Below are 22007 nucleotides of genomic sequence, written 5' to 3'. Positions count from 1 at the left end.
CCGCTACCAGATCGTCAACCGCGGCACCGGGACGTCCCTCGACGGCATGGGCTACACCACCGCCGGCTCCGCCGTCGGCATGTGGACGCCCAACACCAACACCAACAACCAGTGGACCATCACCGCGGTCTGACCGACATGTAGCACACCCTGTCCTCCCCGTGATCCGGTTGAGGACCCCCACGAGGGAGACCTTCCTGCGAATCCTCGGCAGCCTGCCCGGATTCGCGGGAAGGTCCTCGGCCCGCATGCGGCTGCCGGGCAACGTTCTCGATGTCGTCGCCGGACTCACTCCACTTCTGATGCGAACGCATCAAGTTCTGTTCATCGGGAGCGAAAGTCGTTAGCCTCGACACAATCGGTCTCCCCGGCCCGAGCCCATCCCCCTGATCCAGGGGCCGTACCGTCATGGAGAGCAGAAGTGACCCTGGCACGCTGGTTGGGCCGGTTGCTTCTGGCGGTCGCCGTCGGCGTGGTGACGATGGTCACCCTCGCGGCGCCCGCTTCCGCCCACGGCCAGCTCGCGATGTCGACACCCGTCAAGGACAGCACGGTCCGCGGGCCGATGGAGTTCCTGTCGCTCTACTTCACCGAGGCGCCCGCCCCGAACGCGTACTTCGCGGTCACCGCCCCCGGCGGTGACCGGGTCGATCAGCCCTGGAGGCACGGTCAGCCCAAACGCCTCGACAAGCCGGTCCAGGAGTACAACCTCGTCGACGGGGTGTGGGAACCGAGCGTGTACAACACCGGGTACCCCGCGGAGATCCCCGTCGCCTACTGGCCGAAGCAGGGCGAGTACGTCGTGCGCTACCTGTCGATCGCCTCCGACGGGGAGCCGGTGCGGGGAGAACTGCGGTTCACCTACAAGGGCAGAACCTCGGGGCCGCCCAAGGGCTGGCAGGCTCCGGACAACGAGCCCGACGCCATCCTGCTCGCCTCGGCGGAGCCCGGGAGCGGCACCCAGGCCCCGGTGCCAGAGGCCGGCGGGAGCCCGGCCCCGGGGACACAGGCCGGCGGGAGCCCGGCCCCGGGAACACAGGCAGGCGGCAGCCCGGCGGCGATGGGCCCCGCGGTGCCCCAGACCGGCGCCGGCGCGGCGACGGTTCCCGAAACCGGCGGCAGGCAGGGCGCCGTGCCCGAAACCGGCACGCCCGGCACCGCCGCCCGCACAGCGCAGCCGGCCGACTCCGGCACCGGGCTGTCGGTATGGCTGGTGCCCGCGCTCCTCGTCATCGGAGCGGGCGTCCTGGTGGTGCGGGCGGCACGGCGGCCCGTGCCCGCCGCGCCGGCGGCCAGGCAGTCTCCCGGCCGCTCGCAGGCCAGGAAACCCGCACGCCCGTCGGCGTCCCGTACTCCACAGCGCCCCAAGTCCACCAGGCGACGCTGACTTGCCCCACCCCCTTCAGGAGAACTTCCCCATGACGATCGCCCCTGCGCGCCTGCGCCCGCTGCTCGCCGCGTTCCCGCTCGGCGTGGCCCTGCTGATGGCCACGTCGGCCTGTGGCGGATCGGATGCCGTCGCCCCCGCCCAGCCGGCCGCCCCGGCTCCCGCCGAGTCGGCTCTCGCGGCCCCTGCGGAGTCGGCCCCCGCGGAGTCGGCCCCTGCCGAGCCGGCGGCCGCCGCCTCCGGCGACTCGGCCGTGAAGGAGATCACCGTCACCGTCGCCGGTCGGAAGGTCACGCCGCCGCCGGGACGGATCGAGGTGACCAAGGGCCAGACGGTGCGGATCACGGTCACCAGCGACGCCGCCGACGAGGCGCACCTGCACGGGTACGACAAGGAAGCCGACCTGAAGCCGGGCACCCCCGCGAGCATCGAGTTCGTCGCCGACGAGACCGGGCTGTTCGAGATGGAGACCCACGAGTCGGGACTGCAGCTGTTCCAGCTCGTCGTGCGTTAGGCGGGCGGGATGCTGCTGGCTCACGGCGTCGGCGGCCGCCAGGATCTGCCGATCCCCTTCTCGGCCGCGCTGACCGGCGCGATCCTCGCACTGCTGGTGTCGTTCGTGGCGCTCGGCGCGCTGTGGAAACAACCGCGGCTGGGTGACGCCCTCACCGGCGCCCGCTCGCTGCCCGCCGTCATCCAGACGGCGGTGACCGCACCGGCCTGGCGGTGGGTCTGGCGAATCGCCGGGCTCGTCGCCGCGGCGTACTTCTGCATCGGGCTGATCTTCGGTCCCGATCGAGCCGACAACCCCACCGCCGGGGCGTTCTACGTCCTGTTCTGGGTCGGCCTGGTGCCGCTGTCGCTGCTGTTCGGCCCGGTGTGGCGCGCCCTGAACCCGCTGCGGACGCTGCACCTGCTGGCCTGCAAGGGGCTCGGACGCGACCCTGAGCGCGGCCTGCGGCCGCTGCCCGCCGGTGTCGGATACCGGCCCGCCTGCGCCGGCCTGTTCGCCTTCGTCTGGCTGGAACTGGTGGCCCCCGAACGGGCCACCCTGCCGGTCATCGGCGCCTGGCTCGCGGCCTACGCCGTGCTCATGCTCGCCGGAGCGGTCGTCTTCGGCTCCCGGTGGTTCGACCACGCCGATCCGTTCGAGGTCTACAGCGGCCTCGTGGGCAGGCTCGCCCCCGTGCACAGGCGCCGCGACGGCGTCGCGGTCTGGCGCAACTCCCTGGACGGCATGGCCGGGCTGCGACCGGCACCGGGACTGACCGCGCTGGTGGTCGTGCTCCTGGGCTCCACCATGTACGACAGCCTGTCCAATGCCCCGGTATGGGTGCGCTTCGTGCAGGAGAGCGCGGTTCCGGCGCCGGTCACGGGCACCGCCGGTCTGGTCGTCGTCATCGGCCTGGTGCTCGCGGCGTACCGGGCCGCGACCGCGCTCGCGGGCCGATGGGGCGCGGCCGAGCCCGGCACGACCGCGGGCGAGATCGCCCACTCGATCGTGCCGATAGCCGTCGGATACGTCGTCGCCCACTACTACACCCTGTTCCTCCTGGAAGGGCAGCGGACGATCGCCCTGCTGTCCGACCCGCTGGACACCGGAGCCGACTGGCTCGGCACCGCCGGGTGGACCATCCAGGCACTCGGCACCACCCCCGCCGGAGTCGCGACCCTCCAGGTCACGGTCATCGTCATCGGCCACGTGCTGGGCACCGTCCTGGCCCACGACCGTGCGCTGGCGCTGTTCCCGCGCCGGACCGCCGTACTCGGGCAGGTTCCCCTGCTTGTGCTGATGGTGGTCTACACCGTGGTGGGCCTGCTCCTCCTGTTCGCCGCCTGAGCGGGGAGGCGAAGGCCGGGAAGGAGAAGGCCCAAAAGGAGAAGGCGCCGTGCGGTCATGCCGACTGCCGGAGCGACATCACCGCCCACGGCGCGAGTTCGACGTCGAGGTCGAGCACGCCGGTGTCGGGCACGGTCAGCGTGAACCTGAGGAGCGAGTCGGCGACCCTGCTCAGGTGCTCGCTCTCGGCCTTGGACGGATTGAGGGGGGACCCCATCTGATGCCAGGCCTCGGCGACGTTCCCGTGCTCCCAGTCCACGACCTCGACGAGGAACGTGGCGCCCGGCTTCAGACCGTCGATCGAGTGCCGGATCCGCCGGCTCGGCCCCATCTGGGCCAGCGCGCGCGTCGCCGCGTACGAGTTCTCCGACCGGAGACCCCGCGTGGCCATGTCCTCGGGGTAGTTGAAGAACACCGCCGACACGGCCGACGTCCGGCTGTCGCGGGTGACGACCCCGTCGGACGTCGCGAGCAGCAGCCGGTCGCCGAGCCTGTTCAGCATCGTGAACGCGTGGAACGTGGGCTTGTGGATCCCGGCCTCGTTCACGATGCCGAATCCGCCGTGAAACGGTCCGATCCCGGCGCCGCCCTCCTCGAACACGTCGGTGAAGGTCCAGTAGGAGATCGAGTCGGCGAGGGTGGCGCACTGCAGATACGACCGCGTGATGGAGGTCGCCGCGAACAGCGTGTCGTGGATGAAGTCACGCGATGACGGCGACGTCGACCACTCCGTGATGTGGATCTCCGCATCGGGGTACGGGCTGCTGCTCACGAGCTTGCGCAGCAGGGTCAGGTCGTCGAACGTGGCGTCGGCGTACCGGGTGATGTGCACCGCCTCGCCGTCGACGGCGAACGCGAAGTCGGTGGGATAGGTGTGCGTCGAGATGAAGTCGATCGGAAGTCCGCGCTCCGCGCACCAGGCGATGAAGTCCTCGATCCACACCGGGCGCCAGTCGAGCGCGTCCACGTCGGAGGCGGCGGCCGTCTCGTGCGTCGCGGCGCGGTCCTCGACCTCGCCCTTGTAGCGGTCGTCGGGGACGAAGACGCTCGTCGCGGGCCCGCCCACCTTCAACGCGGGATCGATGTTCTTGATCGCCGTCACGGTCTGCTCGTAAAGCTCGAAGTACTCGGTCTTCGTCCCGGTCCAGAAGTGGGGAACCAAGTTCGGCTCGTTCCACACCTCGAACCGCCATTCCCGCACCTCGTCGAGGCCGTAGCGGTCGATCCAGTGCTCGACCGACCTCGTGACCAGCTCCACCCAGCGCGCCATGTCCTTGGGCGGGCTGCAGTGAGCGCCCCACCAGAACACCGTCTCCGTCACCGTCGCGAGCTCGCGCGGCATGAAGCCCAGCTCGACGAACGGACGGACACCGCAGTCCACGATGAAGTCGAACACCTTGTCCACGTAGCTGAACGTGTACACGGGCTCGGCAAGGGGGGAGTTCGGCCCGAACCCGCCGCCGTAGCTCTCCCGGTACACGAACATGTCGTCATGGAAGACGCCGTGGAAGCGGATGTACTCGATTCCACATGCCTCGACGACCTCGGCGAATTGCCGTTGCCAGTCCGCGCGCAGTGCCTCGTTCGCCCGTCCGGCGCCGATGCACCTGCTCCACACGTGCGGGAAGGCGCTCTCGTCGCAGACCTTCCCGTCGATCCGCAGCCGGAGCTCGGACACACTGTCGCTCGTCATGGTCTCACTTCTCTTCACAGGGTCGTTTACAGGTGGCAGAGGCGGGCGGCTAGCCCTTGATGGCGCCCAGCGACAGACCTGACTGCCAGTACCGCTGCAGGCTGAGGAACGCGATGATCAACGGCACGATCGTCAGCAGCGCGGACGTGATCACGAGATTCTGGACGAGGGCGCCGTTCCCGGCCGACGAGCCCAGCTTGTTCCACTGGTTGATGCCGACGGTCAGCGGATACCAGGCGGGGTCCTTGAGCATGATCAACGGCAGGAAGTAGTTGTTCCAGATCGACACGAACGAGAAGAGCAGGACCGTCACGCCCGCCGGCGCGAGCAGCGGGAGCGCGATCCGGAGAAAGGTCCTGAACTCCCCCGCGCCGTCGATCTTCGCGGCCTCGAGCAGGCCGGTCGGCACGGCTTCGGCCGTGAACACCCACATGAGGTACAACCCGAACGGGTTGATGAAGGACGGGATGAGGATCGCCCACGGGGTGTTGGTCAGGCCAAGGTGGGCGAACAGCAGGAACTGCGGGATCGCCAGGGCGATGCCGGGGACCGAGATCGATCCCAGCACCACGAAGAGGAACACCCGCTTGCCCGTGAAGTCGAGCTTCGCCAGGGCGTACCCGCCGAGGGCGGCCAGGAAGGTCGACACGGTCGCACCCACCACGACGTAGAGGAGGGTGTTGAGGAGCCACCGGGAGAAGATCCCGTCCTGGTAGCGGAACACCTCCACGATGTTGTCCCAGAGGGCGAATTCGCGGCCGGGCGCGAGCCCGAACGACGACACGAAGTCGGCCTGCGACTTGGTCGCGTTGATGACGAGCCAGGCGAGCGGCAGCAGGCAGTACAGGGTGAACAGAACCGTCATTACGGTGAGAGTCGTGCTCTTCCTGGGGTTTTCCACCGTGTAGAGCCGACGGCCGCGACCGGAGCGACGGATCGGCGTGCCCAGGGCTTTGCCGCCCTCGGCCCGCGGGCTACTGATCGGATGCATTCCTCAACCCCCTGATCTGAACGGCGTAGGCGACGGCGATCGTGATCGCCGCCATGACGAGCGCGAGCGCTGCCGCATAGCCCTGCTGGGAACCGGTGAACGCCAGGTTGTACGCGTACAGGTTGGGCGTGTAGAAGGTCGTGACGCCGCTGTTGGCCACCATGGTGGGCAGGATCTGCGGTTCGTTGAACATCTGGAACGTACCGATGATCGAGAAGATGATCGTGACGACCAGGGATCCGCGCAGTGCCGGCAGCTTGATCGCGCGGATGACCTGGAACTCGTTCGCCCCGTCGATCGCGGCCGCCTCGTACAGTTCACGCGGGACGGCCTTGAGCGCGGCGTAGAAGATGAGCATGTTGAAGCCGGTGAAGGCCCACGTCACCATCAGCCCGATGGAGATGAGCGTGGTCCCGGGGGCGAAGGGGTCGATGTCCGTACCCAGGGCACGGTTGAGGCTGCCGAACAGGCCGTACTTGACGCCGAGCAGGAATCCCCACATGAGAGTCGACACGATCGCCGGCACCGCGTAGGGCAGGAAGATCGTCGCCCGCATGAATTTGGTGCCGTGCACGCGCATGGAGTCCAGCGCCAGCGCGAGCGCCATGGAGAAGAACAGCATGATCGGCACCTGGACGAGTGTGAAGCGCACGACGCGTCCCACCCCGTCCCAGAACTGCGGATCCTGAAACAGCTTGCCGTAGTTGGCGAACCCGACGAACGTGGTGCCGCCGATGAGCTTCTCCTGGAAGAAGCTCAGGTAGGCGGCGTACACGATGGGCACGATGAACACGAGCGCGAACAGCGCGCCGAAGGGCGCGATGAACGCCAGTCCGATCTGCGATCTCCGGCGCCTCCCGGCCGGCGCCGGATGCCGTTCCTCATCCGGCGACGCCATGGCCGAAGGGGTGACGTCGAACCGACGCGCCAGGTCCATGTCCGTGTTCCTTCCGATCCATTGCGGGTGCCCGGCTCGCTTCTTCGCCGGCTGTCGTGCGGCGGCGGCCGTGTCGCACGCGACCCCCGCCGTGACGAAGAATCCCTAGTCCACTTGGAAGCCCTGCTCGTTGCCGTACTGGATGCAGCGCTGCTTCCACTGTTCGAGGATCTCGGCGAGCTTGACCTTGCCCGAGGTGTAGAACGGTGACGCGATGTCGCCGTAGATCGAGCGCGCCCACTCGAAGAACGGCGGATACTGCCAGCCGCTCCCGACGGTCTCCGAGGCCTCGGCGAGCACGGCGCCGACCTTCTGGTCGCCGAAGTACTTGTTGGCCTTGCCCTTGAACGCCTCGCTCTCCAACACCGACGTGTTCGGCACGAAGGCTCCGGCGTCGACGCGGGACGACAGACCGCCGCCGTGCGTGAAGTACTCGAGGAACTTGTACGCCGCGTCCTTGTGCGCGGCGGCGGCCGGGATCCCGAAGGAGCTTCCGCCGTTCTCCGCTCCGACCTTTTCTCCCTGCTGCCACTGCGGCATCAGGGCGACCCTGAAGTCACCGGCGGCCTTCGGCGCGCGCTCGGGCAGCGTCGAGGTCAGCCAGCCGCCCATGGTCTGGGTGGCGAGGGTTCCGTCGTTGAGCGTCCGGTTCCAGTCGTCGGACCACCCCGTGACCTTGGTGTTGATCAGGCCCTCGTCGAGCAGCTTCTGCCAGAAGGCCACCGCCTTGGTCGTGCCCGCGTCCGTGAAATCGATGTGCACCTTGTTGCCGTTCACCGTGAACGGGCGGCCGCCGGCCTGCCAGATGAGCGACAGCAGGAAGAAGATGTCCCCCGTGTCCTGGGCGATGTAGTAGTCGCCGCCGAGCGCGTGCACCTTCTTGGCGGCCTCGTAGTACTCGTCCCAGGTGGCCGGGGCCTTGTCTATGCCGGCCTTCTTGAGCGTGGCGGCGTTGTAGAACATCGCCGACGGTCCGTAGTCGGACGGCAGCGCGTAGACCTTGCCGTTGACCGTCACATCGCCCCACGCGGCCGGGACGTAGTCGTTCTTGAGGTTCGCGACGCCGAACTCCCCGAGGTCGGTGAGCTTGCCGGGGATGGCGAAGTAGGGCACTGCGAAGTACTCGAACATCACGAGGTCGGGCACACCGGAACCGGCCTGGATGGCGTTGTCGAGCGCCTTGTACTCGTCCTGGGACGAGCCTCCGTTGACGACCTCGACCTTGATGTTCGGATTCGCCGCCTGGAAGCCGGGGACCGCCTTTTCGACGGTGCCGTCCCAGCTCCAGACCGTCAGCTTCACCTGCTCGTCGCCGCCGCCGGCCGCGCTGCCGCCGTTCGAGCCGCTCGAACCGCTGGAGCCGCCCGAACATGCAGTCAGCGCGAGCATCGGCACGAGTACTGCGGAAAGGAGCCTTGCCTTCTGGGAGAGCCGCATGGGCCTCTCCTCTCACCCAGAGGATGGTTACGAAAATATTTCGCAACTTGTTCGTTGCTGCCAGGACAGTAGGTGGTGTGTCCGTCCGATGTCAACGGGGTGAACAGGGAAGAATGCCTGGAAACATCTGGCGAATGCGACCCGTGGTAGATTTCGAAATAATTTCGTGCCCCGAAAGGAGCCCTGATGCCACGGCGAGGTCGTTCCGAGCGAGCCACCTTGGCGGACGTCGCCCGACTGGCCGGTGTGTCGCCTACGACCGCGTCGAAGGTCCTCAACGGGCGCAGCGATGTGGGGGCGAAGACACGTGAGCTTGTCCTCGGAGTCATGGCCGAGATCGGCTACAGGCCGACGGCGGCGCGTCACGAGCAGACCCGGGACAGGGCCCTCGTCACCATGCTCGACTTCGTGGAGTCCCGTTATGCCGGGACGGTGCTCCAAGGGATACTCGTGGCCGCGACCTCCGCGCAGGCCGAGCTCCTCCTTCGCCTGCCGCCCGGCGAGCCGATCAGCACGAACCGTACGGCGGCCCGCGCGTGGGTGGAGGAGCAGAAGGCGTCCGGCGTCGCCGGCATCATCGCGCTCGCCGTCGCGGTGCCCGACACGGTGCTCCTGTCCGCGGAGGATCTCGAGGTGCCCGTCGTGACGATCGACCCGATCGACACGACCGAATCACGTGTCGTCAGCATCGGCTCCACCAACTGGGCGGGCGGTCGCTCCGCGACCGAGCACGTCATCAAGCACGGCCACCGCAGGATCGCCTGGATCGGCGGCCCGCCGGGCTCCGCCCCTTCGGTGGAACGCTTCCACGGCTATCAGGCCGCGCTCGACTCGGCCGGCATCACGCCGGACCGCACGCTGATCCGCAACGAGGCGTTCTCCGTCGAGGCGGGACTCCGGCACGGTCGTGACGTCCTGTCACTCGACGAGCGGCCGACGGCCGTCGTCGCGGGCAACGACGAGATCGCCGTCGGCGTCCTCGCCGCGGCCAAGGAGCTGCACATCGCCGTCCCCGGCGAGCTGTCGGTCACCGGGTTCGACGACACGCCGCAGACCGAGTGGACCACGCCCCGGCTCACGTCCGTCCGGCAGCCTCTCGTCGGCATGGGCCGGATGGCCGTCGAGACCGTCCTCGGCATGGCGGACGGCGTCCAGCCCGCCTCCCGGCACCTGCAGCTCGCGACGACGCTCAGCGTCCGCGACTCGACGGGCCCCGTCCCGTCGCCCTGATCCGCCCGGCTGCGGGCTCCGCGGGCACGCGCCGCGCGCGGCCGCGGTCACTCCGGCGACGTCGCGCCGGTCTTCCGGCGCGGGGAAAGCCTGAGCTGGAAGACGATCCGGTCGACGGCCGGGCCGTCGTAGCCGGAGACGGGACCGGTGACCGTGAAGCCCATCGCGGTGTGGAAGGCGATGGAGCCACGGTTCTGCGGCGAGGTGATCGCCTTGACCGTCGTCCGGTGCTCGGCCACCGCGAGGTCGAAGAACCGCTGGTAGAGGCGGCGGGCCAGGCCGCCGCCACGGTGATCGGGAGCGACGCCCGCGAAGTGGATATAGGCGGCGTCGGGAACCGAGGGCGACATGAACCCGATCAGGAAGCCCGCGAGACGGTCGCCGTCCTCGGCCACCAGGCTCGTGCGGTGGAAATGATCGAGGAACAGCCGGGGCAGGCCCGACCGGATCGGCCGCCCCCACCAGTCGTCCACGACAGCGACGATGCGGTCATAATCAGCCGGTTCTGCCGGTCGCAGGCGCGGGCTCCGACTCGTTGTCACGAACGCCCATAGTAGGAGCAGCTCGCGCGTCCGGCAGTCGTCGAGCGGCCGGTCGGCCCCCTCCACTGGATCGCTCCTCAGAGGAAGTAGAGGCGGTTCAGCGAGACGGACTCCGCCGGCCCGGACTCGACCGGCTCGCCTTCGAGCGAGACGCGGCCGTGCTGATCGACGTCCACGTCGCCGAGGCAGGTGTGGGGGACAGACCGGGTCGCGGTCGTGCATCCGTCCCCACCGGTCGCGCCACATCAGCGGATTTGCCACAGCAGGGAGCTGCTGGACGAGCACACGGATCCGCGCGTCCATGGTCGGGATCGGCGTGCCTATTTGTCAATGTTCTTAACAATACGCCGCCTCACCAGCGGCGATGCGGCAGGCGACACCTGCAGGCGTTCCCGCTGGTGAGTGAGTTATCTGTTAACAATCTTGACAGATAGAGCGTCGGTCCCGACCATGGGATCACGGATCCGTACCGTCCAGCGGCTCACCGGTGAACCACCCCATCGGTGACGTCGCCGGCGCGCCATCACCCCCCACCCCGCGATCGGCGCCATGGCTCCGATCACTCCTGGTTCAGGAGAGCTCCATGCGAAAGCGCACACTCCGCCTGCTGACGCTGGCAGCATCGCTGCTGCTGGCGGCCACGGGCGCCGTCCTCGCGCAGGCACCGGCCAACGCGGCCAATCTGCTTGTGAACTCCGACTTCGAGACCGGAAACCTCTCCCCCTGGTCCTGCACCGGCGGCCTGGGGTCGGTGGTCGGTTCCCCGGTCCACGCCGGCGGCAGGGCACTGGCCGGCGCGGCCAGCGGCTCGGACACCGCGCAGTGCACCCAGACCGTGTCCGTGAAGCCGAACACCGCCTACGCCCTGAGCGCGTGGGTCCGCGGAAGCTACGTGTACTTCGGCGTAAACGGCGGATCGTCCACCTGGACCTCGTCGCCGTCCGCATACACGCAGCTACGCCTGTCCTTCACCACCGGCGCCGACCAGACGACCGCGGTGGTCTACCTGCACGGCTGGTACGGCCAGGGCACCTACTACGCCGACGACATCAGCTTCGACGGCCCCGGCGGGCCTTCTCCGTCGTCCTCTCCGTCGTCCTCTCCGTCACCGTCGCCTTCTCCGTCGTCCTCCCCGTCACCGTCGCCTTCCCCCTCTTCCTCGCCCTCGCCGTCGCCGTCGCCCGGAGGCACGACGTGCCCGGTGAAGGGCCGGCCGGCCGGCAAGGTCGTCCAGGGATACTGGGAGAACTGGGACGGGTCGTCCAACGGCGTGCATCCGCCGTTCGGCTGGACGCCGATCAACGACGCCCGCATCCGGCAGCACGGCTACAACGTGATCAACGCGGCGTTCCCGGTCATCCGCTCGGACGGCACGGTCCTGTGGGAAGACGGCATGGACAGCACCGTCAAGGTGGCGACGCCGGCGGAGATGTGCCAGGCCAAGGCCGACGGCGCGACGATCCTGATGTCCATCGGCGGAGCCGCCGCCGGCATCGATCTCAGCTCCAGCAGCGTCGCCGACCGCTTCGTCGCGACCATCGTGCCGATCCTCAAGAAGTACAACTTCGACGGCATCGACATCGACATCGAGACCGGCCTCAGCGGCAGCGGCAGCATCAGCCAGCTGTCCGCCTCCCAGTCCAACCTCATCCGCATCATCGACGGCGTGCTCGCCCAGATGCCGTCCGACTTCGGCCTGACCATGGCGCCCGAGACGGCGTACGTCACCGGAGGCAGCGTCACCTACGGCTCGATCTGGGGCGCCTACCTGCCGGTCATCAAGAAGTACGTGGACAACGGCCGCCTGTGGTGGCTGAACATGCAGTACTACAACGGGAGCATGTACGGCTGCTCGGGCGACTCCTACTCCGCCGGGACGGTCCAGGGGTTCGTCGCCCAGACCACCTGCCTGGACAAGGGGCTGGTCATCCAGGGCACCACGATCAGGGTTCCGTACGACAAGCAGGTCCCCGGCCTGCCCGCCCAGCCCGGCGCCGGAGGCGGCTACATGTCGCCGTCCCTGGTGAGCCAGAGCTGGAACAGCTTCGACGGCCGGCTCAAGGGTCTGATGACGTGGTCGATCAACTGGGACGGTTCGAAGGGCTGGACCTTCGGCGACAACGCCAGGTCGCTGCAGGGCCGTTAGAGCGGGCCTGACCCGGGCCAGGGCCGGCACCGCCGGACGAGCGTCCCCGGCATGCGTGAGCCGGGGACGCGGTGTGGGGTCGTCCCACGCCGCGCCCCCGGCCACGTCGTCCGGTTGGTTCAGGTGGTGCTATCCGCCGATGGCCACGGCGAAGATGTGCATGGTCGCCACCCCGTTCGCCGCCTGCGCGCTGATGTTGGGCAGGTCGACGCGGGACACCTCCTTGTCCTGCAGAGCCACGCCCGCGTAGTAGACGGTGGCGGCGGTGTTCTGCCGCTGGTTGTTCGGCCGGTTCTGATAGGCGGCCACGACGGCGGCGTCGCCCTCAGGCCTGGGCCCGCCGTACCAGTCCGGCGAGCTGAGGGTGAAGGTCTGCCTCGTGCCGTCCTTGTAGACGACGGTGGCCGGTCCGGACACCGCGCCGTACGTGCCGCACAGCAGGAAGCCGAGCGTCTTGCCGGAGCCGGTCACCTTGAGGGACTGCCCGGACGCGATGGCGTTGTCGGGGGTGCCCACCGCGACGGCGGGCCAGGTGAATTTCACCCCGTTCTTGGTGACGGTGCTCCCCGGGGTGACACCGGCCTGGGCCAGCGCCTGCGCGGAGATGCTGGCGCCGTTGCCGTCGAAGTTGCCGGGAGCGGTGTTGGCGTCGTCGGTGACGGCGACGTTGCTGAAGAGCTCCTCCAGGGGCTTCTCCCGGCCGTCCCACACCCGGACCGTGGCCTTCGCGGACGCGGTCCAGTCGCTGCCGGCCTGGGTGCCGCTCGCCTTGCCGATCAGGGCCACGTCGCCCGCGGTCTGGCCCTGGGCGGGGGTGACGGTGAAATCGACGGTGCGCTCCGCCCCGGGCTCCAGAGGCTGCAACTCGACCTGCTCCGGTGAGACGGTCCACCCCTCCGGAGCCTCGACGGTCACGATCGTCCTGGGCGCGAGCGGCATCTCGACCGCCCGGACGGTGACGCTGACCTTCGCCTCCTGGCCCGGGCTCACCTCGCCGGGCGCGCTGATCGTGACCTTCTGCAGGGCGTACGCGCGGTAGGTGTGCCCGGCCTTCCCGGTGAGTTCGATCAGGTCGGACTCGGCCTTCTCGGTCCGGGCCGTGCCGCCGCGCGTGCCGTCGACCACCTTGTAGCGCCCGGCGAAGATCGCGCCGCGTACCTTGACGACGCCGTCGCGGTCGGGCGTGATGAGGTACTCGTCGGCCTGGCCGTCGCTCCACGCCGCGCCGACGGTGTAACCGCCGCGGCCCCGCAGCCCCTCGACCCGTCCCTTCCGCCAGGCCTCGGGCAGGGCGGGCAGCAGGTGCAGCTCGCCGTTGTGGCTGTGCAGCAGCATCTCCGCCACGCCGGACGTCGCGCCGAAGTTGCCGTCGATCTGGAACGGCGGGTGCAGGTCGAACATGTTCGGGGCGAGCCTGGCCGGCGTCACGAGGAGGCGGACCAGGTCGTGCGCACGCTTGCCCTCCTCCATCCGCGCCCAGTAGTTGATCTTCCAGGCCAGCGACCAGCCGGTGCCGTCGTCGCCGCGCAGTTCGAGGGTCCGCCGCGCGGCCTCGAACAGCTCGGGAGTGCCTCGCTTGGTGATCTGGTGGCTCGGGTGCAGACCGTACAGGTGCGAGACGTGCCGGTGGTTCCGCTCGGTCTCCACCCAGTCGTACAGCCACTCCTGGATGTTGCCGCGCGAGCCGATCTTCATCGGAGCCAGCCGCTTGCGAGCCTCCAGGACCTGCGCCCGGAAGCCGGCGTCCAGGCCGAGAACCTCGCTCGCCTCGGCGCAGCCGTCGAACAGGTCACGCAGGATCTGGTTGTCCATGGTCGGACCGGCGGCCACGCTGGCGTCCGTGTGGTGGCTGAGCTCGGGCGAGTTCGACGGGTTCGTGACCAGGTAGCCGAGCTTCGGTTCCTCCACGAGGGTGTCGAGGAAGAACTGGGCGGCGCCCTTCATCGCCGGATAGTTCTTCCGGAGGAACTCGACGTCGCCGGTGTACAGGTAGTGGTCCCAGATCATGGTGGCCAGCCAGGCGCCGCCGGTCTGCCACATGCCCCAGAACGCGCCGTCGACGACCGAGGTGGCCCGCCACGCGTCGGTGTTGTGGTGGGTGACCCAGCCGCCGGCGCCGTACTGCACCTGGGCCGTGCGGGCTCCGGTGACCGTGAGGTCCTGGATCATGTCGAACACCGGCTCGTAGCACTCCGACAGGTTCGTCGAGCCTGCGGGCCAGTAGTTCATCGGCAGGTTGGCGTTGATGGTGTACTTCGAGTCCCACGACGGGGTCAGCGAGTCGTTCCAGATGCCCTGCAGGTTGGCCGGCTGGGTCCCGGGACGCGAGCAGCTGATCAGCAGATAGCGGCCGAACTGGAACAGCAGCGCCGAGAACTGCGGGTCGTCGACGGCCGAGTGCTGCGCGATCCGCACGTCCGTGGGCTGGTCGGCCGCGTCGGTGCGGTCGAGTTCGAGCGTCGTCCGCTTGAACAACGCCTGGTAGTCGGTCACGTGCCGGCTGCGCAGCTTGTCGTAGGGCGTCTGCTCGGCGGCCTCGAGGTGCCGTCGCGCGATGCCCTGGTAGTCGCCGCCGACGTCCTTGTAGTTCACGTAGCTGGAGCCGATGGAGATCAGCAGCGTCACGCTGTCGGCGGCGGACACCTGGAGCGTTCCGCCGGAACTGGTGACGCTGCCGCCCTCGGCGAGGGCCCGGGCCAGCGCCAGGAACTTGACCGAGCCGGTGATGCCCTCGAAGTTGCCCGAGACGCCGTCAAGCGCCACCGTCGTGCCGTCCGGGCTGGAGCGCGTCGTCCGCTGGGGGCTGTCGAACGTCGCCGAGAACGTGATCGAGCCGGGCTTGTCGGCGGTCAGGCGAACGACGATGACCTGGTCCGGTGCGCTCGCGAACACCTCGCGCTTGTACCGCACGCCGTTCAGGAGGTAGTTGACGGACGTGGTGGCGGTGGTGAGGTCGAGCTGGCGGTTGTACTCCGAGAACCCGCTGGTGCCGGGGAAGTTCAGCCTGATGTTGCCGACCGTCTGGTAGGCGAGCTGGCCCGCCGGCTTGCCCAGCATGTTCTGATTGATCAGGTCTTGGGCCTGGGTCCATTTGTCCTCGAAGACGAGGCGCCGGATCTCCGGCAGCGCCGCCAGCCCCTTGGGGTTGCTCTGGTCGTACGGTCCACCGCCCCAGACGGTGTCCTCGTTGAGCTGCAGCCGCTCGGCGTCGACGTTGCCGAACACCATGGCACCGAGGCGCCCGTTGCCGATGGGGAGGGCGCGGAGCCAATCCGTGCCGGCGCCCTTGTCGTACCACAGCGCCAGGTCGTTGGCGGCGCGTACCTCCGGAGGCGCCACCGATCCGGCTCGGGCGACCGCTGTCCATTGCATCGGCAGCATCAGAGCCCCGGCTCCGACCGTGCCGATCTTCATCAACTGCCTTCGCGTCAGATTTGGCATTCGCTCTCCAAGCGCACTGCGGCCGGCTGCCGGCGCCGCGCCGAAGAGGCTGCGACCCGACATCGAGGAGACTGGCGGAGTCCGGCGGGACCGACCGCGTGACGAGGCTGTGTAGGGGGTGGTGGCAAAGCTACAAAGATTTGATGTATCGGTCAACGGTTCTTAATGAGCAGCCCGAAAAGCAGTCATCTGACCCCTCTGCCAACGGGAAACATCGAACCTTTGCCGGTGCCTGTCACCTGGGACGCACCGATCCAGGTCGCGGTGGCCGGCGCGTGGGCGGGAAGGCCGCACGTCGCCGAGTAGCGGCACGAGGTCGCGTCCTGTATGCGTAGAGCAGCACCGATTTCCCGACGACCACGGGCGGCGACGGCCTGCGGGCACACCGCATCCACTCCCCGGCTGTCCGTGGTGACCCGGGAATCCCCACTCCAGCCGGACTCAGGGAACCTACCTGCCATGTCACGCACAGACGATGTAGTCGACAGCATCAAGCGGATGATCCTCGACGGCGTCCTGCGGCCCGGCGACCGCCTGCCCGTCGAGAAGGACCTCGCCGAGTCGCTGGGCGTCTCGCGCGGGGCGTTGCGCGAAGGGGTCTCCGCGCTGTCGATCCTCGGAATCGTCAGCACCCGGCAGGGCGACGGGACGTACATCACGAGCCTCGACGCGACGCAGTTGCTGGCCCCGATGGGCTTCGTCGTCGACCTGCACGGCCAGGGCGACCCGCGGCACGTGTACACGGTCCGGCGCCTGCTCGAGTCCGAGGCGGCGGGGCTGGCCGCGACCAGGATCACCGATGAGGCGCTCTGCCAGGCCAGAGACCTGCTCGGCGAGTCGGCCGAAATCGTCGGTCAGGCACCCCACGACCACGAGCGTCTCATCGAGATCGACATCGCCTTCCACCGCATCATCGCCGCCCATACCGGCAACCCGGTCATGGTCGGTCTGATCGAGGCGTTCGCCAGGCGCACCGTCCGCAGCCGGCTGTGGCGAAGCCTGCACGAGGAGGGCGCCGACCGGCGCACTCACGACGAGCACGTGGCGATCTTGACGGCGCTCGCCGCGCGCGATCCCGAACGGGCGCGGATCCGGATGGCCAACCATCTCATCGGGGTCGAGGAGTCCCTGCACCGGTTGCCCGACGACGGCGACGCGCCGTCCGAGCCCGTGGCCGGCCGACCTGGGCCGGCCGATCTGAGCCGGGCGGCACGGGCGTGAGGTGACATGCCCGGGCATGGTGTGATGCCCGGCGTGATCACCTCACCGCTTCCGGGTCCGCGCCGGACCGCGAATGGCCGAGGTTGTCCCGCAGCCAGGTCTCCGTGGTGCTGACGTGCATGAGCGCGACCGCCTGGGCGAGGGGGGCGTCGCCGGCCGCGAGTGCGCGGTAGATGGCGGCGTGCTCGGCGATCGTACGGCCGGCCGCGTTCTCCTCCACGAGCCCGCGCCAGACACGGGCCCGGAGGGTCCGGCTGGCGATGCCGCCGAGCAGGGCGGACAGAGACTTGTTGCCCGTCGCGTCGAAGACGGCCCGGTGGAAGGCGTCGTCGTGGTGGTTGAGCGCTTCGATGTCGTTCTGCGCCGCGATCATGGCGTTGAGATGCCGTTCGACGTCCGCGAGCTGATCGGCGGTGATCCGGGCGGCGGCCAGGCCCGTCGCCACCGGCTCGAACAGGCGGCGCACCTCGGTGATCTCGAGCAGATCGTCGCCCCGCATCATCTCGACGGCGAGGCCGACTCCTTCGAGCAGCAACTCCGGCGAAAGGCTCGTGACGTAGGTGCCGTCGCCCCTGCGTACCTCCAGCACCCGTGTGGTGACGAGGGAGCGGACGGCCTCTCTGAGCAGGTTGCGGGACAGGCCCAGCTCGGCGGCCAACTCCTGTTCGGGAGGCAGCCGGGCGCCCGGGGGAAGCGTCCCGTCCTTGATGAGCTGCCTGATGCGTTCGATCGCCTGCTCGGTCAACGACATACCTGCATTTTGGTATGTCAGGACGGCGGACCTCCACACGGTCCCCGAGTGCATGGGTGGCCGCTCCCCGCACCGGCCGCACTTCGGCCGGACGAGAGGGTGCCCTGACGTGGGCTGCCTGGAACGAGCCCGTCGCCTGCGCCTTCAACCGGGACAGACATGCGATGTGTCGTGGTCGTCCGGCCCCGTCGGGCCAGTCGATACGTCGGATCCCTTGCTGACGGGAGCCAAGCAAATAACGGAATACCACCATTCTGTCCTCAAGGTCTGGACACTGGTGTGGGTTTGAGCATAGAAAGACATCCCATGTCCTGTCGGTGATGAGCCGCTCTGGTGAGCCTCGCCAAAGCCCCATGTAGCGGCCCGGGCGTCACCTGAGCGTGGCGCGTCAGCGACGGCATGGCAGCCGTGGTGCTTCAGAAGGAGAGACGATGGAACGCAGACGGTTCGCGCTCGCCGCGGCCTTAGCCATGTCGGGGTGCCTCGCCGCGGCCTGCGGCGGGAACAGCGGTACCGGAAACGACGACTCCGGCGGCGGGAACAACGCGGCGGCGAAGCCGGTCATCGGTGTCGACTACCCGCGTTCCGATACCGACTTCTGGAACTCCTACATCAGTTATGTGCCGAAGTTCGCCGGTGAGCTGGGTGCGGAGGTCAAGACCACCAACTCCCAGAACGACATCGCCAAGCTCACCGCCAACGTGCAGACCCTGATGGGTCAGGGCGTGAAGGGCGTGGTGATGGCGCCGCAGGACACCGCGGCGGTGGCGCCCACGCTGCAGCAGCTCGAGAGCAAGAAGATCCCCGCCGTGCTGGTGGACACCCGGCCCGACACGGGCAACGCCTTCATGGTGGTGCGGGCCGACAACCGCGCGTACGGGGAGAAGGCCTGCAAGTTCCTGGGCGAGAAGCTCGGCGGCAAGGGCAAGGTGGTCATGCTGGAGGGCGACCTGGCCTCCATCAACGGCCGGGACCGCACCGAGGCGTTCAACGACTGCATGAAGCAGAACTATCCCGGCATCAAGGTGTTCGGCGAGGCGACGAACTGGGACGGTGCCGTGGCCTCGCAGAAGCTGTCCACGGTCCTGACCGCGAACCCGGACGTCAAGGGCGTCTACATGCAGTCGAGCTTCGCGCTCGCCGGCACGCTGCAGGTGCTCAAGCAGCGCGACCTCCTGGTCCCGCCGACCGACCCCAAGCACGTCTTCGTCGTCTCCAACGACGGCATCCCGCAGGAGCTCAAGGACATCGCCGCCGGGAACATCGACGCGACCGTGTCCCAGCCTGCGGACCTGTACGCCAAGTGGGCGCTGTCGTACGCCCAGGCCGCGATCGAGGGCAAGACCTTCCAGCCGGGCAAGACCGATCACGACAGCACCATCATCCAGGTGCGGCCTGGCCTGCTGGAGGACCAGCTGTCCGCGCCGCTGGTCACCGCCGACGGCGGCACCTACGGCGGGATCCCCAGCGTGAAGCACGACGACAAGTCGCTGTGGGGCAACAACCTGAGCTGAGAGGGCGTGGCCATGGAAGAGTTCGCGGGAGGGCCCGCGAGCCCTCCACCCGCCCGTGACGACGGGCCGGTCCGTGCGGACCCGCCCGTCGCCGAGGCGGAGCACATCACCAAGAGGTACGGCGAGACGACGGCGCTGGATCGTGCCCGCATCACGATCAGGCCCGGGGAGACGCACGCGCTGGTCGGGCGCAACGGCGCGGGCAAGTCGACCCTGGTGTCCATCCTGACGGGACTGCAGGCGCCGGACGAGGGCGAGGTCCGCTTCGCCGGATCCCCCGCGCCGCGGCTGTCCGACCGTGACGCCTGGCGGGAACGGGTCGCCTGCGTCTATCAGAAGTCCACGATCATCCCTGAGCTGACCGTGGCGGAGAACCTGTACCTGAACCGGCACGACCGCAACCGGCTGGGGCTGGTCGGCTGGAAGGGTCTGTGGCGGAAGGCGGCCGACCTGCTGGAGGCGTGGTCGGTGGACGTCGACGTCCGCCGGCCGGCCGGTGAGCTGGGAGTGGAGCAGCGGCAGTTCGTGGAGATCGCCCGGGCGCTGTCGTTCGGCGCGAGGTTCATCATCCTCGACGAGCCCACCGCCCAGCTGGACGGCGCGGCGATCTCCCGGCTCTTCGAGCGGATGCAGGCGATGCGGGAGCAGGGAGTCACCTTCCTGTTCATCAGTCATCACCTGCAGGAGATCTATGAGATCTGCGACATGGTCACGGTGTTCCGGGACGCCCGGCACATCCTCACCGCGCCGGTGGCGGACCTGCCCCAGGGCGAGCTCGTGGCGGCGATGACCGGTGAGGCCGCGGGGCTGCGGGAGCACGCCGTGCGCCCGCCGGTCCCGGCGCAGGCCCCGGTGGTCCTCGACGTCCGGGGCCTGTGCGACGCCGAGGTCTACCAGGACGTCGACCTCCGGGTCCGGGCCGGGGAGATCGTGGGGCTGGCGGGCCTGGGCGGCAGCGGGAAGACCGAGCTCGCCGAGGCCATCGCCGGGCTGCGCGCTCCCACGGACGGGACCCTGGAGGTGGCCGGGAGCCGCCCGCGTCCCGGGAGTGTGCCGGAGTCGCTGGCCGCCGGAGTGGGCTTCGTACCCCGCGACCGCCACCATCAGGGGCTCGTTCCCCTGATGTCCATCGCCGACAACGCCACGATGACCGTGCCCGAGCGGCTCGGTCAGGCGGGCTTCGTCAGCGGCCGGCGCAAGGACGCGCTGGCCCGCGAGATGATCACGAATCTCGCGATCAAGACACCCGGCCCGGAGCTCCCCGTCTCCGGGCTGTCCGGCGGCAACCAGCAGAAGGTCGTGATGGCTCGCGCCCTGGCCAGCGACCCCCGCCTGCTCGTACTGATCACACCGACCGCCGGAGTCGACGTCCGGTCGAAGGAGTTCCTGCTCGGCAAGGTCGAGGAGGTCGCGGAGAAGGGGACCGGCGTCGTGATCGCCTCCGATGAACTTGACGACCTGCGGCTGTGCAACCGGGTGCTCGTGATGTTCCACGGCCGCGTCGTCGCGGAACTGGCCGCCGGCTGGCACGACCACGAGATGGTGGCCGCCATGGAAGGAGTCGACCTCGATGCCTGACAGCACCACGGCTCACGCCACGACGGGACACCCGCCGAGCCCGCCGGCGCCGGAGGAGGCCGGAAGGCGCCGCCCGACGATCGCCCTCGCGCGGCTGCGGGACTTCGCGCTCGTTCCCGCGATCATCGTGATCGCGATCGTCGGGCAGATCGTCAACCCGATCTTCCTGCAGAGCGACAACCTGATCAACATCCTGCAGACGATGTCGGAGATCTCGCTGCTCGTCCTGGCGCAGACGCTCGTGCTGATCGCCGGCAGGATGGACCTGTCGCTCGAGTCGACCTTCGGGCTGGCCCCAGGCGTGGCCGCGTGGCTGACGGTCGCCGCCGGAACCGGACCCGGGCTCGGACTGCTGCCCGGCGCCTGGGGGATCCCCGTCACCCTCGCGGTGGGCGTGCTGATCGGGGCGGTGAACGCGCTGTTCATCGTCCGCTTCGGGCTCAACGGCTTCATCGTCACCCTGGGCATGCTCATCGTGCTGCGCGGCCTCCTCACCGGCATCTCCGGCGGGCAGACCTTCTTCAACCTGCCGGAATCGATGACGTACTTCGGCTCGGCCATGTGGCTCGGCGTGCCCGCGTCCATCTGGATATGCCTGCTGCTGTTCGCCGCCGGCATCGTGGTCATGGGATTCACCCGGTTCGGCCGGGCGCTGTACGCGATCGGCGGGAACGTCGACGCCGCCAAGGCGGCCGGGATCCGCACCGACCGGGTGTTGTGGATCGTGCTGATCTCCGCGAGCCTGCTGGCCGCGATCGGCGGTCTCCTGCTAACGGGCCGGCTCGCCTCCGTCGCCGCCGCCCAGGGCGACGGCGCGATCTTCACGGTGTTCGCCGCCGCCGTCATCGGCGGGGTCAGCCTCAACGGCGGCAAGGGCACCGTGTTCGGCGCGTTCACCGGCATCCTGCTGCTCTACATGATCCAGAACGTCCTCACCCTCGCGGGCGTGCCCGCGCAGTGGATCCAGGCGCTCAACGGGGCGATCATCCTCACCGCGCTCGCGATCTCCCGCCTCACCGGCGGCAAGTCGCAGGAATGACGAGAAGGGGAGGCCGATCCCCGCGCCGGCCTCCCCCGCCCCGGCGCCCAGGTGGACGCCGGCGAAATCCGTGACGGGCGACGGCCCCCCGGGATCGGTGTATCCGTTCCCGGGGGCCGTCGGCGTCGGTGGTGTCAGGGGGTGGTGAGGTCGAAGCGGTTGACAGTGACCGCGCCGCCCAGCGATTGGGTGGCGTAGTTGAAGATGGCGAAGCGGTAGCCCATGAAGAACTGCCAGGCGTTGCCCATCGTGAAGGCCGG

17 protein-coding genes are annotated in these 22007 nt (G+C 69.0%); 10 read left to right on the top strand and 7 right to left on the bottom strand.

Features of this window, described 5'->3' with window-relative positions:
* The first annotated feature begins 10 nt into the window (after positions 1 to 10).
* From ABZ860_RS42075 to ABZ860_RS42060, 4 genes are all read left to right on the top strand, one after another.
* A complete protein-coding gene (locus tag ABZ860_RS42075; protein ID WP_357232207.1) occupies positions 11 to 133 on the top strand; it encodes an RICIN domain-containing protein in 123 nt (40 codons plus the stop codon).
* A gap of 288 nt (positions 134 to 421) precedes the next feature.
* Positions 422 to 1387, top strand: coding sequence for a copper resistance protein CopC (locus ABZ860_RS42070; protein ID WP_357232204.1), 966 nt, complete (start codon positions 422 to 424; stop codon positions 1385 to 1387).
* Between the two features lie 31 nt (positions 1388 to 1418).
* Complete coding sequence (locus ABZ860_RS42065) at positions 1419 to 1901, top strand: hypothetical protein (protein ID WP_357232201.1); 483 nt, start codon at positions 1419 to 1421, stop codon at positions 1899 to 1901.
* Positions 1902 to 1910: 9 nt separating this feature from the next.
* On the top strand, positions 1911 to 3227 hold the full coding sequence (locus ABZ860_RS42060) for a hypothetical protein (protein ID WP_357232198.1): 1317 nt from the start codon (positions 1911 to 1913) through the stop codon (positions 3225 to 3227).
* A 55-nt stretch (positions 3228 to 3282) separates the two neighbouring features.
* Here ABZ860_RS42060 and ABZ860_RS42055 read toward each other — a convergent pair whose 3' ends face one another.
* The 4 genes from ABZ860_RS42055 to ABZ860_RS42040 all read right to left on the bottom strand — a co-directional run bounded on the left by ABZ860_RS42055 (position 3283) and on the right by ABZ860_RS42040 (position 8285).
* Complete coding sequence (locus ABZ860_RS42055) at positions 3283 to 4920, bottom strand: beta-xylosidase (RefSeq protein ID WP_357232195.1); 1638 nt, start codon at positions 4918 to 4920, stop codon at positions 3283 to 3285.
* Positions 4921 to 4969: 49 nt separating this feature from the next.
* Positions 4970 to 5785: a carbohydrate ABC transporter permease gene (locus tag ABZ860_RS42050; RefSeq protein ID WP_357232192.1), complete on the bottom strand. Its 816-nt coding sequence runs from the start codon at positions 5783 to 5785 to the stop codon at positions 4970 to 4972.
* A 109-nt stretch (positions 5786 to 5894) separates the two neighbouring features.
* The gene (locus ABZ860_RS42045) at positions 5895 to 6848 is read right to left on the bottom strand and encodes a sugar ABC transporter permease (protein ID WP_357232189.1); all 954 of its coding nucleotides are present in this window, start codon (positions 6846 to 6848) and stop codon (positions 5895 to 5897) included.
* Positions 6849 to 6953: 105 nt separating this feature from the next.
* Positions 6954 to 8285: a sugar ABC transporter substrate-binding protein gene (locus ABZ860_RS42040; RefSeq protein WP_357232186.1), complete on the bottom strand. Its 1332-nt coding sequence runs from the start codon at positions 8283 to 8285 to the stop codon at positions 6954 to 6956.
* A gap of 186 nt (positions 8286 to 8471) precedes the next feature.
* Between ABZ860_RS42040 and ABZ860_RS42035 the strand changes: the two genes are divergently transcribed.
* Positions 8472 to 9515, top strand: coding sequence for a LacI family DNA-binding transcriptional regulator (locus ABZ860_RS42035; RefSeq protein WP_357232183.1), 1044 nt, complete (start codon positions 8472 to 8474; stop codon positions 9513 to 9515).
* A 47-nt stretch (positions 9516 to 9562) separates the two neighbouring features.
* Here the strand turns inward: ABZ860_RS42035 and ABZ860_RS42030 are convergent, their stop codons facing one another.
* Positions 9563 to 9988, bottom strand: coding sequence for a GNAT family N-acetyltransferase (locus tag ABZ860_RS42030; RefSeq protein ID WP_357232180.1), 426 nt, complete (start codon positions 9986 to 9988; stop codon positions 9563 to 9565).
* A gap of 652 nt (positions 9989 to 10640) precedes the next feature.
* Here ABZ860_RS42030 and ABZ860_RS42025 point away from each other — a divergent pair.
* Entirely contained in the window at positions 10641 to 12203 is a 1563-nt protein-coding gene (locus ABZ860_RS42025; protein WP_357232177.1) for a glycosyl hydrolase family 18 protein, read from the top strand.
* 129 nt (positions 12204 to 12332) lie between these two features.
* On the opposite strand, the gene ABZ860_RS42020 is transcribed toward ABZ860_RS42025, so the two are convergent.
* Entirely contained in the window at positions 12333 to 15644 is a 3312-nt protein-coding gene (locus ABZ860_RS42020) for a glycoside hydrolase N-terminal domain-containing protein (RefSeq protein ID WP_357232174.1), read from the bottom strand.
* A gap of 459 nt (positions 15645 to 16103) precedes the next feature.
* Between ABZ860_RS42020 and ABZ860_RS42015 the strand changes: the two genes are divergently transcribed.
* Complete coding sequence (locus ABZ860_RS42015) at positions 16104 to 16865, top strand: FadR/GntR family transcriptional regulator (protein ID WP_357232171.1); 762 nt, start codon at positions 16104 to 16106, stop codon at positions 16863 to 16865.
* A gap of 37 nt (positions 16866 to 16902) precedes the next feature.
* Here ABZ860_RS42015 and ABZ860_RS42010 read toward each other — a convergent pair whose 3' ends face one another.
* Positions 16903 to 17616: a FadR/GntR family transcriptional regulator gene (locus ABZ860_RS42010; RefSeq protein WP_357232169.1), complete on the bottom strand. Its 714-nt coding sequence runs from the start codon at positions 17614 to 17616 to the stop codon at positions 16903 to 16905.
* Between the two features lie 431 nt (positions 17617 to 18047).
* Between ABZ860_RS42010 and ABZ860_RS42005 the strand changes: the two genes are divergently transcribed.
* Genes ABZ860_RS42005 through ABZ860_RS41995 form a run of 3 tightly spaced genes read left to right on the top strand, consistent with a single transcriptional unit; the run spans position 18048 to position 21747 of the window.
* Entirely contained in the window at positions 18048 to 19130 is a 1083-nt protein-coding gene (locus ABZ860_RS42005; protein ID WP_357232166.1) for a sugar ABC transporter substrate-binding protein, read from the top strand.
* Between the two features lie 12 nt (positions 19131 to 19142).
* Positions 19143 to 20708 (top strand): sugar ABC transporter ATP-binding protein, encoded by a 1566-nt coding sequence (locus ABZ860_RS42000; protein WP_357232164.1) that lies wholly within the window; start codon positions 19143 to 19145, stop codon positions 20706 to 20708.
* Positions 20701 to 21747, top strand: coding sequence for an ABC transporter permease (locus ABZ860_RS41995; protein WP_357232161.1), 1047 nt, complete (start codon positions 20701 to 20703; stop codon positions 21745 to 21747). The genes ABZ860_RS42000 and ABZ860_RS41995 overlap by 8 nt, the downstream gene beginning before the upstream one ends.
* The last annotated feature ends 260 nt before the right edge of the window (positions 21748 to 22007 follow it).

The organism is Microbispora sp. NPDC046973, from assembly GCF_040644495.1.
GTDB lineage: Bacteria > Actinomycetota > Actinomycetes > Streptosporangiales > Streptosporangiaceae > Microbispora.
This window is presented reverse-complemented; position numbering and strand designations above follow the sequence as displayed.